General features: G+C 35.7%; 8 protein-coding genes. 6 read left to right on the forward strand and 2 right to left on the reverse strand.

Annotated elements, in window-relative coordinates:
* Positions 1-249: 249 nt before the first annotated feature.
* Together rpsO and MUB18_RS01975 are read right to left on the reverse strand one after the other, a co-directional pair.
* The gene (gene rpsO / locus MUB18_RS01970; RefSeq protein WP_021191167.1) at positions 250-528 is read right to left on the reverse strand and encodes a 30S ribosomal protein S15; all 279 of its coding nucleotides are present in this window, start codon (positions 526-528) and stop codon (positions 250-252) included.
* A 196-nt stretch (positions 529-724) separates the two neighbouring features.
* On the reverse strand, positions 725-1,939 hold the full coding sequence (locus tag MUB18_RS01975; RefSeq protein ID WP_248754824.1) for an acyltransferase family protein: 1,215 nt from the start codon (positions 1,937-1,939) through the stop codon (positions 725-727).
* A 329-nt stretch (positions 1,940-2,268) separates the two neighbouring features.
* Here MUB18_RS01975 and MUB18_RS01980 point away from each other — a divergent pair, with 329 nt between their 5' ends.
* From MUB18_RS01980 to MUB18_RS02005, 6 genes are all read left to right on the forward strand, one after another.
* Complete coding sequence (locus tag MUB18_RS01980) at positions 2,269-3,444, forward strand: ROK family protein (protein WP_248754825.1); 1,176 nt, start codon at positions 2,269-2,271, stop codon at positions 3,442-3,444.
* Between the two features lie 23 nt (positions 3,445-3,467).
* Positions 3,468-6,692 (forward strand): SusC/RagA family TonB-linked outer membrane protein, encoded by a 3,225-nt coding sequence (locus MUB18_RS01985; protein ID WP_248754826.1) that lies wholly within the window; start codon positions 3,468-3,470, stop codon positions 6,690-6,692.
* Between the two features lie 19 nt (positions 6,693-6,711).
* Positions 6,712-8,292 (forward strand): SusD/RagB family nutrient-binding outer membrane lipoprotein, encoded by a 1,581-nt coding sequence (locus MUB18_RS01990; RefSeq protein ID WP_248754827.1) that lies wholly within the window; start codon positions 6,712-6,714, stop codon positions 8,290-8,292.
* 70 nt (positions 8,293-8,362) lie between these two features.
* Positions 8,363-9,796: an alpha-L-fucosidase gene (locus tag MUB18_RS01995; RefSeq protein WP_248754828.1), complete on the forward strand. Its 1,434-nt coding sequence runs from the start codon at positions 8,363-8,365 to the stop codon at positions 9,794-9,796.
* 317 nt (positions 9,797-10,113) lie between these two features.
* On the forward strand, positions 10,114-11,289 hold the full coding sequence (locus tag MUB18_RS02000) for an ROK family protein (protein ID WP_248754829.1): 1,176 nt from the start codon (positions 10,114-10,116) through the stop codon (positions 11,287-11,289).
* Between the two features lie 22 nt (positions 11,290-11,311).
* On the forward strand, positions 11,312-14,629 hold the full coding sequence (locus MUB18_RS02005) for a SusC/RagA family TonB-linked outer membrane protein (protein ID WP_094771754.1): 3,318 nt from the start codon (positions 11,312-11,314) through the stop codon (positions 14,627-14,629).

The raw sequence follows: 14,629 nt of genomic DNA on the forward strand, positions 1-14,629 counted from the left end.
GCGTACCTAATATATAAAAATATTTAATTTCTCCGCAAAGATAAGGTAAAATATTCATAATCAAACTCAGATCAGTTGCTTTTCTATGCAATTATAATTGATCAATAACAGCAAAGATCTCCTGTTATCCTAGTGTAGAAAATCTACATTAAAAAAACAAATATATCAAAAATCGGAATTTAGAAAAAAAAGAGCAAAAAAAAGCCGTCTCCAAAGAAGACGGCTTTTCTAAAGTTTTATACTAAAAGCTTATTTGATGATATCACGTAGACCTAGACCTTTGATGATCGCACGGTAACGGTTGATGTCAGTTTTGTACAGGTAAGCTAATAATGAACGACGTTTACCTACTAACATTTGTAGTGCACGTTGTGTGTTAAAATCTTTTCTGTTTTTTTTCAAATGCTCAGTTAGGTGAGCAATTCTCTTAGTGAATAAAGCTACTTGTCCTTCTGTAGAACCTGTGTTCGTTGCCGAACCTGCAAATTCTGCGAAGATATCTGCTTTGTACTCTTTACTTAAATACATCTCTGAAATAATATTAAAGCGTTAAAAATTTTTGTTAATTGACTGCAAAGGTAGTACTTAAACTTTACTTTGCAAATTAAATGCAGATTAAAAATCAAGTAGCCCTTCAGAATAGATGACGCAGATTTGCTAAATTTAGCTCAAAGTATCCTTAAATCCTATGATTCAAAGGCAATCATAAACCGCAGTATAACCATTAAACCTTAACGTATATTTTCTTTTTGTCCAAATAGTAACAGATCACCCACATAAAAGCAAGAAAACATAAAGAATAAAAAAATGACCCCACTTCAGGAGGTCCTGGAAATGGTTTACAAATATGAGTATAAAACCATGTAAAACCACTCGTATATACCTGCGTTCCATCCTCACCAACGCCATTTGGAATGCGGATGAGTCCAACCAAACGAGGTAGCACACCACTCAAAACAAATATGAAGAGTGGATTTTTACCAAAAACATCAAAAAACTTGGTTAAACCATTTTTCACTCCTTGCACCTCAATAAACCAAATCATCCCTCCGATCGTCATGATACCTAGCCCTGTAGTATATAGTACATACGAGCTTGTCCATATTTTTTTATTGATCGGAAATCCTAATGACCAGATCCACGCCAAGACAACCAATATAAAACCAGTAACAAATAAACCCGAAAGCAATTTAAAATGAGGCTCATTACTCGTAGGAACTTTAGACCATAACCAATCCACCTGTCCCTGCTTTTTAATAAATGTACCAGCCAAATAACCAAATACCACTTGCACAATCGCTGGCAAAGTACTCATCAGACCCTCCGGATCAAAAGGCACACCCTCCCCTTTATAGATATGTGCGATTCCCAATAATTTGATATCAATAGAAGTTCCAAACCAGCCCGCTAAACTATAAGGATCACCAGGCTGTCCTGCAAAAGCACAGATAGCCCAATAAGCCAATAAGATAATTGTTGAAATCCAGATCAACGCTTTCTCTTTAAAATAATAAGCTAATATAGAAGCAAAACAATACGCCAAAGCAATGCGTTGCAAAACCCCAAAAATTCGAATTCCTTTTTCTGGATTCTCCGGATTGACCCAATGCTTAAACCCCAGTGTATCCCCACTCCATTGAATAAAAGGAGCCCAGTTCAAAAATAAACCAATGGCAAATATTAAAATAGTTCTTTTGATTACCTTTTTCCAAAACATAGCATCACCAGCCTCCTGAAGACGAGGGATGACAAAAGACATCGCATTACCGACAGCAAATAAGAAAAAAGGAAAAACCAAATCAGTAGGTGTACAACCGTGCCAGCTGGCATGTTGTAAAGGAGCGAACATATGTGCCCATGTTCCGGGATTGTTGACCATAATCATCAGAGCAACTGTCGCTCCTCGAAATACATCAAGTGAATAATAACGTTGTTTCATAATCTAGATTGTTTAAGCCAAAGATATTCTTTTTAGAACAGAAAAAAAGCCTCGTTTTCGTTTGGCAACGCCAAAAAAGCAACAATCTGCAAAACAAAAAACCATATAGTTAGCAAAACACTTAAAAAATAACATTAAATATTTTTTTTAAGCATGCTATATTCAGTATAAAACTTTTGAAAATTATAAAGTATAAACATCAAAAATATTGGTAAAAAATAAATAAGAGTGCCATACTTATTAAAAAACATTATAAAGTTCTTGTAATTATAAAAGAATTTACATTTCTTTACCCCCTATAAAGCGATAACCTGAGTATAATCAATATAATGAATATCCAAATTTTAAAAGCACTATACTTTCAAGAATCACAATCAATTGCACAGTTAAGTAAAACTTTTAACAAAAGCATCCCCATTGTTACAAAAGCAATAAATTCTTTATTAGAACAAAAGCTTATTGAGGAAAGCGGATTTGCTGTTTCAACTGGAGGACGCCGGGCTATTCAATTTAAAGTAAACAACAATCTTTCACACCATATGCTTGTGATCGTACTTGACCAATTTTATACATCTATCCATATATTTAATATTGAAAATAAAGTTATTGCACAAATTACAGATCAATACAATCCTCTTGCATGCAGCTCCAGTGCATTAAAAAACATCATTCATTATACCGAACAATTAGTCGTTCAATCTCAAATTCCATTAGCAAATTTTATGGCCGTCGGTATCAGTATGCCTGGATTTGTAGATAATGAGAAAGGAGTCAATGATTCATATGATAAAAATTGTAATCTTCATCATATAAAAAGACATATTGAAGATCATTTTAAAATTCCTACCATCATTGAAAATGATTCCACCTGCATTGCTTTTGCTGAACAAAAATTTGGTCTTGCCATAAATACCAATAGCGCATTGGTGGTTAATTTAAATTGGGGAGTAGGTTTAGGTATGATCGTGAATGGCCAGATATTTAAAGGATCAAGCGGTTATGCGGGAGAGTTCAGTCATATTCCATTGAGCACGAGCAATCTACTATGTTCATGTGGGAAAAATGGTTGTTTAGAAGTTGAAGCATCCTTAAGCGCTGCTGTAAAAAATGTAGAGCTCGCCTTAAGCTCAGGAGAAAAATCAAGTTTAGAATCCGAGAAATATCAAGATTTATTAGCACAAGGTGATGCATTATTGGAAAATGCGCTCCAAGGTGATCAATTGGCAATAGCCAGTCTTGGAAAGATTGGTTACATGCTAGGTAAAGGAATTGCCACCTTGATTCATATCCTAAATCCAGAAGTCATTATTATCAGCGGAAGAGGTGCTAAAGCAGGCACCGTCTTAATGCCCCAGATTCAAACGGCTGTCAATGAATTTTGCATACCGAGATTGGCAAGTGCCACGCAATTAAAAATATCAGAAATGAACAAACATGCGCAGAGCCTTGGAACTGCAGCCTTTATTATAGAAAACACATTGCAAAACCTTATAAAAACAGACTAAATTAAAATTTTCAACCAATTCGTATGAGTTATTTTTACAAAAAAAGTGCGGGATTAGCATTATGCACTTTATTTAGTGCATCGTCCTTATTCGCACAGCAATCTATTACAGGAAAGGTAGTAGATGCCAAAGGACCTGTATCAGGTGTAACCGTTTCTGTAAAAGGAACATCGCGCGCTGCACAGACAAGTGCAAACGGCACCTTTACTATTCAAGCCGCACAAGGTGAAACGCTACGCTTCACGAACGTAGGGTACAAATCTTCCGAAATTATTGTTGGATCAACTAAAACGATTAATGTAACCCTTAATGAAGATGCTTCAGCTTTAGAAGAAGTTGTAGTGACAGCCATGGGCATTAAACGTGACGCCAAAGCATTGGGATACGCGGTAAGCAATATCAAGTCAGAAGAAATTACAAAAGCTGGAAATACAAACTTTGGATCTGCTTTATATGGAAAAGCACCTGGCGTAAAGATTACCACTGCCCCTGGAGGATCTGCTAGTGCTGTGAATGTACAAATACGTGGAATCAATTCGTTGAATTACCAACGTCAACCATTATATGTTGTCGACGGAATCATCATTCGTAATGATCAACAGAATGGTGCTGGTGGTGCGAATAATAACAATTTCAACAATGACCAGCGGATCCGAGGAAATGGCATGTTAGATATCAACCCATCAGACATCGATAATATATCCATCTTAAAAGGTGCAGCTGCAAGTGCACTATATGGTTCTGACGCAGCAAGTGGCGTTATTGTTATTACAACAAAAAAAGGAACAAAAGGTCGAGGTCTTGGTGTAGATTTCAATTACAATGGCTCATTAGAGAGAGCTGCTTTTCTTCCAAAATTTCAAAACGAGTACGGCCCAGGTTATGACGCGACCATCAACACAACAAATGGTGCAACTGCCGAAGGTTGGATTGCAGATCCCAAATCTCCATCAGGAAGAAGACCTTATTTCAGATCGTATGGTAGTTTTGGACCTAAATTTACCGGAGAAGATGTTTTATGGTGGGATGGTCAAGTGAGACCTTATGTCGCTCGTGAAAACAACTATTATGACGTATTTGACAAAGGTTACAATTCAACAGCAAATGTTGGGATATCCAATCAAACTGAAAAACTAAATTACCGCTTAAGCGCAACCCGTATGGACTATAAAAGTACAAGTCCAGGTAGCAAGCAAAATAAAAACACATTTAATTTAAATAGCTCCCTTAAGCTGAGCGATAAAATATCAACAGATATCGTTGCCAACTACATCAATACCAACACACATAACCGTACTTATTTACTCGGAAATGTGTTGGGAAGTTTTGATGGATTTTTCAGTAGAACAGAAGATATGGCAGCAATGAAAAATGCCTATCAAACCTCAGATGGATATAAATATTCAAAGTACGGAACAGGACGTCCAGAAGACTTTATTTATACTATGAGAGCATCAAATCTTTTAGATTATTTTTGGAATCAATACAAAAATAGTTACGATGAGATTGAAAACCGTCTCTTGACTAGTGCTACATTAAATTGGGATATTGTCAATCATTTAAAATTTCGTGGAAGAATTGGTAATGACTTTACATCAGCAACTAGCACTAACAAGCAGTATAATGAGAATGCCACCATCTATAATGCCTCAGACAGAAGTACAGGTGGATATGCTACAACAAAAGGTGCTTATTCTATATTGTATGGAGATTTAATGATGACTTATAGCAACAAAATCAATCAGGATTTTGACTATTCAGCAAGTGTTGGTTTCCAGTCACGTTCAGAAAATTATGACGATCAATATTCCAGTACAGAAGCCGGTTTAGTTACAGAAAACTGGTTTAGTATCAGTAACAGTTTAGCACAACCATTAACAACAAACAATCGCAAGGAAATGCTTAAATATGCGTACTTTGGATCACTAAATGTGGGATATAAAGGTTATGCTTATCTTGATGGTACTTATCGCTCAGAATATTCTTCTACGCTTCCTTCACAAAACAATAATTATCAATATGGTTCCGTTAGCGGAAGTTTTATCTTCAGTGACGCATTCAACTTAAAATCAGATAAATTCTCCTACGGTAAGCTACGCGCTTCATACGGTATTGTTGGAAATGATGCCGCAATTTATGAAGCCAACATCGCTTATACACAAGCACCTTTATTAACGGTAAATGGAGCCATACCGTCATTAACATATAAAAACAGATATGGTAATTTAGACCTTAAACCAGAGCGAAAATATGAGATGGAATTTGGGTTAGAATTAAAATTCTTAAAGAACAGATTAGGACTAGATGTAAGTTATTATAATAATTACATCGAAAATCAAATCCTAGGCTTAACAACTCCATCATCTACCGGAGCGACTTCCCAAATCCTAAACATTGGAAAAATAGCTAATAATGGGTTAGAATTATCTTTAAATGGTACACCAATCCAAAATGATAATTTTACATGGACTTCAAGACTAAACTATTCATTCAATAATTCTCGGGTAAAAGAATTAATGGCTGGTGTTAACGAACTTGTTTTTTATAGTGCCGATGCCAATTCATTAAAAATAACGGCAAAAGCTGGTGAAAAACTAGGTAATATCTATGTTTATGACATTGCAAAAGATAATAATGGCAATAATTTAATTTCAGATGAAGGCTATTATGTAATAGACAAAACCAAATACAAAATGGTCGGTAACATTATGCCTAAAGCGATTGGCGGATGGACAAATACATTCACCTACAAAAATTTCATGTTAGACTTTACCGCTGATTACCGATTTGGAGGTAAGATGGTTTCTGAAAATTTAAAATATGGAATGGCTTCTGGTCTATATGAAAACACGCTTCCATATAGAGAAACGGGAGTAACATTGCCCGGAGTTAATGCCAATACAGGTAAAACAAATGATGTGCATTTAAGCGGTGCAGAATATTATTTCAATACATTTAACTGGGGAGATGATTCGTGGTCTGAGAAGGGTGCCGTTTACGACAATGACTTTATTAAATTGAGAGAATTATCCATTGGTTACCGTATTCCAGATAGCTTTACAAAGAAAATAAAAATGAACAATCTAAGATTTTCATTAATTGGTAGAAACCTTTTTTACATCTATAGAACTTTAGAAAATCTAGATCCAGAGGCACCAGTTGGAAACGCGTGGTGGTCACAAGGAGTGGATGTTGGTTCATCAGCCGCGACAAGAAGTTTTGGTTTTTCATTAAATGCAAACTTTTAATCATTAATCTAAGGAAATCATGAAAAAAATATTCATTGCTATAATTACATTAGTTACAGTCTTTTCGACATTGGTCAGCTGTAAAAAACAATTGGAAGACAAGTTCCAAAATCCCGATGCGACAGAAAAGGCTAGTGTATCGGCCTTCTTCGCAGAGCTTCTCAATAACGATCGTGTAAGACCATCATACTGGCATTACCGTACATTTATATTGTCCAATCAAGCAATTTATACACAGACGGCATCTTTTACACCGTCAAACTCCATGTATCAGCCAAGCGATAGTTATTCCTATCAATATTGGACTGATTTTTATGCCCCTGGTGTGTTGGGCATATATCGCTCTATGGAAAAAGCTTATGACGCGCTTCCAGAAGCACAACAATCTAGTGCTAAAGTAATCCTTCAGGCAGCCAAAGTTGTCATGTACGATGAAGCATCCAAATTAATTGACAATTTTGGAGATATACCATTTAGTGAAGCTGGGAGTTTACCCGCTACAAATGAGATTAAATTACCAAAATTTGATGAACAAAAGGAATTGTACTATCAGTTTATAGCAGATTTAAAAGAAATCAATACGTATTTTACAACGGCACAATCTTCCGCTGAATTTAGTAAATATGATATCCTTAATAAGGGAAATATTACTAAATGGAGAAAATATACAAACTCATTGAGACTACGATTATTAATGAGAATTTCCAACGTTGATGAAGCAAAAGCAAGAACTGAAATTTTGGAAATATTAAACAATCCTGGTCAATACCCACTTACAGACGGTGATAATGATGCTAATTACAAACCCGATCAATCCGATATCTTATTAGCCCCTTTGACTAACAACACCTCAACATTAAGACAAGCTTTGATTGAAGGCACCAATCATTACGCAACAGACTATATGTTAAATAAAGTGATGTTACCTTCAAAAGATCCGCGTATTCCAGTATTTTACGATAAATTTGGAAAAACAGTTGATGGAAAATTTGTGGCAAACAAAGAATATAAAGCGATGCCAATTACTTTTACTTCAGTTGAAGTAGAGCAAAACTTTGCACTTTATTCGATTTTAGATTCTACCACTTTTGCTGATAACAAGAGATTACCGGGGATCGTTTTTTCTGCAAGTGAAACAAATTTTATAAAAGCAGAAGCACAATTGAGATGGGGTTCAGCAGCTTTGGCAAAAGAAGCTTACAACACGGCAGTAAAACAATCAATATCATTTTATTATTATTTAAATAGTATAAATGATGTAGAACTGAAAAAGGAAACCAAACCTACTGAAAGTATGATTGCCGATTTTGTTGATAACTCATCAATCAAATTTACTGGAAATACAAATAAAGATCTAGAATTGATCTTAACTCAAAAATGGTTACACTACGGATTTCTTCAGGCTCAACAAGCTTGGGCCGAATTGAGAAGAACAGGATATCCTGTATTAACATTCCCGGTTGCTGGATTAGTCAATTTTGCAAATCCACCGATGCGCTTAAACTATCCTTCTGAAGAAACTGCGAACAATAGTAAAAATTATGAAGCAGTAAAAGCAAAAGATACCAGAACAACAAAAATATTCTGGGACGTCAATTAATTTTTAATACCTTTAAATACCAGAAAGCCACTCGCGTGGCTTTCTTTTTATAATCATACATTATAACCATATGAAATTAAAAAATATACTTACTATTGTATCCCTTATCTGTATGGGACAGTATAGCTTTGGTCAAGCGCACAATGTATCTTCAGGTTATCAAAAGCCAACCGATCCCATGGTCGTCGAAAATCTGGAACAATGGCAAGACATGAAATTCGGCCTTTTCATGCATTGGGGCACATATAGTCAATGGGGTATTGTCGAAAGCTGGAGCTTATGTCCCGAAGACGAAGGCTGGACACAGCGCAAACCTGAACATGGAAAAAACTATTTCGATTATGTGAAGAATTACGAAAATCTACAAAAAACATTTAATCCAACAGATTTCAATCCTCAAAAATGGGCCGATGCAGCCAAAGCAGCAGGAATGAAATATGTAGTATTCACGACTAAACATCACGATGGATTTGCCATGTTCGATACAAAAGAATCTGATTACAAAGTCACATCTCCCAATACACCATTTTCAACAAATCCAAAAGCAAATATCACCAAAGAAATATTCAGCACATTCAGAAATGATGGTTTTAAAATAGGGGCTTATTTTTCCAAACCAGATTGGCATACCGATTTTTATTGGTGGAATTATTTCCCGCCTAAAGATCGTAACGTAAATTACGACCCCGCAAAACACCCAGAAAGATGGGAGAAATTTAAAAACTATACATACAATCAACTTAATGAACTTACTTCAGAATACGGAAAAGTAGATATCCTATGGTTAGATGGCGGATGGGTACGACCATTTAAAACCATTGACCCATCTGTCGAATGGCAGCGTACCATTAAAGTGGAGCAGGATATTGATATGGATCGCATAGGTACTATGGCTCGTAAAAATCAACCTGGTATTATTGTCGTTGATCGCACTGTACCCGGCAAATGGGAAAATTATGTTACGCCAGAGCAGGCAATACCTGAACACACCTTAGATATACCTTGGGAAAGTTGTATCACCATGGGAGATTCTTTTAGCTATGTCCCCAATGATCAATATAAACCCACCAAAAAAATTGTGGAAACGTTGATCAAAATTATTGCAAGAGGAGGTAACTATCTTCTGAACATTGCTCCAGGACCAAATGGTGATTATGATCAAGCAGCTTATGATCGATTAAAAGAATTAGCGGCATGGATACAGATTAATCAAGGAGCCGTATATGCTACCCGTCCTGTTGCTCCTTTCCATGAAGGAGATTATTACTATACCAGAAGTAAAGACAGTAAAACACTTAATATATTTCATATTGTAGAAGGTGAAAGCTACCAGCAACCCACACAATATGTCTTTAATCTGCCCGATCAATTCAAAATTAAAGATCTATCCATACTTGGTCATAAAGGAAAATTAAAATGGTCACAAAAAAACAATCAAGTGACCGTTACAAATCCAAATACAAAATTAAATTATGCAACAGTAATTCAAATCAAGAGTAAATAAAATATATTTTTCCAAATCATTTTCAAAGCCTACTGTGATGCATCACAGTAGGCTTTTTATATATACTGCCCTAGTATACTATTTTTTATAACGTATTTCTAAAAAAATAACATCAAAATAATATTTTGAAAAAGCCGGTTCAGACCTCTCTTCGTGCATAAAATAAAGACAAATCTTAAGTTAAATATTCCAAAAATATTTAAATCATATTAATTCCCATGTATAAGAAAATTAACTTCTTAAAAAAAAGTAAAAAGTTCTTGTATCTTTTAATAATATTGTTGTAACTTTACTATTACGGAAAACCAATCCAAATTATGAATGATCAAATTATAAAAGCCATTTACTTTCAAAAGCTGCAATCGATTGCACAGCTTAGTAAAGCTTTTAACAAAAGTATACCTCTTATTACCAAGTCCGTAAACTCATTATTAGAGATGAATTTAATTGAGGGCAATGATCTTGCAGCTTCTACTGGGGGCAGAAGAGCTATTCAATTTAAGATCAATAATAATTTATTAAAGTATACTTTAGTTATAGCCTTAGATCAATATTACACGTCCATTTACATCTTTGATTTAGAGAACAATATCATAGCAGAAAACGTCGACATTTACAACCCTCTAAAAAATAAAGACAAAGCCCTAGATATCATTATCGGTCTAACAGAAGAATTGATCACTTTGTCTAACATACCTACAGCAAACTTCTTAGGCATCGGCATTAGTATGCCCGGTTTTGTAGATACGGAAAAGGGAATCAATGATTCTTTTGATAAACAATCAAAATTACACCACATTAAGAAACATATCAGCGAGCATTTCAATATGCCGACCATTATTGAAAACGACTCTACATGTATCGCTTTTGCAGAACAAAAATTTGGCGCAGCGAAAAATGTAAAAAGTTCATTAGTCATCAATCTAAATTGGGGTGTTGGACTGGGCATGATCGTAAATGGACAAATATTCAAAGGGTCAAGCGGTTACGCTGGTGAATTTAGTCATATACCACTTAGTGATAGTAACGAATTATGTTCCTGTGGAAAAAAAGGTTGTTTAGAGGTCGAAGCATCATTAACTGCAGCTGTAAAAAATGTGCAGGCAGCAATAAATGCCGGAGAAAAATCCAGTCTAGAATCCGAACAACAAAACAATCTTTTGGCGCAGGGAGACGCATTATTAGAAAGTGCCATCAATGGGGATCAACTTGCTGTTGCCAACTTAGGTAAAATTGGTTATATGCTGGGAAAAGGAATAGCTACATTAATCCATATTCTCAATCCAGAAGTTATTATCATTAGCGGAAGAGGCGCCAAAGCAGGAACCATTCTGATGCCTCAGATTCAAACAGCGATCAATGAATTTTGCATACCACGATTGGCACAAGCAACGCAAATCAGAATATCGGAGACGAATAAACAAGCTCAAAGCGTAGGAACAGCAGCCTTTATTATCGAAAACTTAATACAAACACTAATAAAAACCAACTAATTAAATTATTCAACCAATTCGTATGAGTTATTTTTACACAAAAAGTGCGGGATTAGCATTATGCACCTTATTTAGTGCCTCTACCCTATTCGCACAGCAATCTGTTACAGGAAAGGTAACAGATGCTACAGGACCTGTTTCCGGCGTAACGGTTTCCGTAAAAGGGACTTCACGCGGAACACAAACAGCAGCAGATGGTAGTTTTACCATTCAGGCTGCGCAAGGAGAAACACTACGTTTTTCTAACATTGGATACAAAGCAACAGAAATTATTGTTGGCTCAACTAAAACGATTAACGTTACTTTGACAGACGATGCATCAGCATTAGATGAGGTAGTCGTAACAGCGATGGGGATTAAAAGAGCTCCAAAAGAATTAGGGTATGCAATGAGTACCGTAGGCGCAGAAGAACTAACCAAAACAGGTAGCCCTAACTTTGCTGGTGCATTATACGGTAAAGCACCAGGGGTAAGGATTTCAGCAGCTCCGGGAGGAGCAACTTCGGGTATCAATATCAATATCCGTGGTACAAATTCCATTACAGGAAACTCACAACCTCTGGTCATTATTGATGGAGTTCCTATGCGTCAAACAACATTTAACAACTCTGATTATTGGGGTGATCAAAGAGCTAGAGGTAATGGTTTAGAAGATTTAAATCCGGAGGATATTGAAAATATTACGATTCTGAAAGGGGCTTCTGCTGCTGCGCTTTATGGATCCGAGGCCATGAATGGTGTCGTATTGGTTACTACAAAATCTGGAAAAGGGAGTAAAGGATTCTCAGTCGATTTCAATGCAACTTACACACATGATCAAATCGCCTATTTACCAAGATTTCAAGATGTTAGAGGCCCCGGATACTCATTAGCCTACGCCAATGGTGGACAAGCAGAAGACAAATTCTTCTATTATAGTCAAGACAGGGCAATAAACGGTGTGACAAGAGGAGTTTTACCAGCAACTATTAATTTTGGACCAAAATTCGATGGACAGCCTACAATTGCATGGGACGGAACAGTTAGACCATATGAGGCACAAAATTCTTACAATAAATTCTTTAATAATCCGAATAATACAACATTCAATTTAGCTTTAGGGCATACAACAGAAAATTCAAACACCCGTTTTTCAATTACGCGTCAAGATAATCAAATGACATCTCTTGACTCTTATAATAAGAAAAACATTGCCAACTTAAATTCTTCTTTCAAACTGTGGAACAATTTCACAACTGATGTTGTCGTAAATTATATCAATCAACATACGCACAATAGACCATTCTTGACCGATCGTTTAATAAACAATTTTACAGGAATGATTTCAACTTGGGATAATCCAGAATGGTATTTAGATCGTTATAAAACAAGTCAAGGTTACAAATTCGTAACTGGAACAAATCCGAGTCTGACACCAGAAGAAAATTTAACATACAATGGTTATAAAACAGATGTATTAGATTATATCTGGAATACAAAAGCAAGACAGTATGATGAAAATTCAAATCGCCTAATTGGGTCATTAACAAACACGTGGCAAATTACTAAAGATTTTTCTGTCAGAGGACGTTTTTCAGCGGATATGACGAATAATAAAATCGATGATAAACAACCAAATGAAAGACCAATTTCATTAGAAAACACAGGTTACTATTCACTACAAAATCAGTCAGCTAATATTTATTATACTGATTTATTGGCTTCTTATAGTAAAAGTGTTACTCCTGACATCAAGTTGGGAGCTATGGCAGGCTATACAGCAACGAAATCGCAAACAACAAATATGAACAGCTATACCGATGGTGGTTTAAGTGTACGTGATTGGTTTGATATAAACGCTTCTGTAAATCAAGCTAGAACTACGAATCAAAAACTAAATTCATTAAGAGATGCCGTTTTTGGAACATTAAACTTTAACTTCAAGGATTACTGGTTTGTTGAAGGAACATTAAGACGCGAGCGTATTTCTCAAATGCATCCCGATAATAATGTTCTTTATTATCCATCTGTAAACTCGAGCTTAATTCTTTCTGAAGCTTTTGATTTACCATCAGCATTTAACTATGCAAAACTAAGAGGATCATGGGGTATCGTTGGTAATTATCCTACAATTTATCAAAGTGCTTTAAGTTATACTCAGGCGACCTTAGGTAATCAAGGTTCTGGAACTGCGGTATTATATACCAACATACCTACTTCAAGTTTTGGAAATGAGAAAATTTTACCAGAGACAAAACATGAAATAGAATTCGGATTAGAAACTCGCCTTTTTAATAATCGTTTAGGTTTCGATATTACCTACTATAACGGTAAAATCGTTGATCAAATTTTAAATTACACGCTTCCTATATCAACAGGTTCAACTTCTATTCTTGCTAACGTAGGTACTTTAAGAAATAAAGGTTGGGAATTTGCAATAACTGGAACTCCAATTCAAAATGGAAACTTCCGTTGGAATACCGTATTAAACTTCTCAATGAACAAAAACGTGGTGGAAGAACTTCCTGGAGGTGCTACGGAATTATTACATAGAGACTATGACGGAGCGGCTGCACAATTAATCTCCAAAGTTGGTCAACCTATGGGAGATATCATGACACACCCAATTGCATTAGATGACAGTGGAAACAAAATTGTACAAGCAAATGGGTTATATAAAATTGATGCGGATAAATGGGAGAAGAAAGGTAACGCTATGCCAAAAGCAGTTGGAGGATTTATAAATACATTTACGTACAAAAGCTTCACACTTGACGCCCTAATTGACTTTCGTTTAGGCGGACATGTTATGCCAACAGGTATTAATTGGATGAAAAGCCGTGGTTTATTAGAAGAAACCTTAACAAATATGGATGCTGAACATGGTGGATTAAGCTATTATCTTGATGGAAATGGAAAAGGTGTTGCCTATAATGGTACATCAGGACCTAACGGGCAAAAAGTTTACGATGATGGTATGTTAACACAAGGTGTCTTAGCAGATGGCTCGACCAATACAAACATTATTTCGCAGGCATATTATTATGCACAAACGTATAACTGGGGAGGCCCTCAATACTCAAACTCAAACTACGGTTTGTATGTACAAAAAAACAATTATTTTAAAATGCGCGAAATATCTTTAGGCTACAAATTACCTTCTGCAGTAGCTGCAAAATTAAGAGCTAAAAATGTTCAGATCTCAGCTTTTGGTAGAAATCTTTTCTTCCTTTACAGATCAATTAAAGACTTAGATCCTGAGCAAATGACAGGAGGATCTAACTGGATTAATAATGTTTCGAATGCCGGTACTTCTCCAGCAACTAGAACATATGGTTTAATGGTACGTGCAAGTTTCTAA

It is taken from the genome of Sphingobacterium sp. PCS056 (assembly GCF_023273895.1).
In the GTDB taxonomy this organism is placed as follows: Bacteria; Bacteroidota; Bacteroidia; order Sphingobacteriales; family Sphingobacteriaceae; genus Sphingobacterium.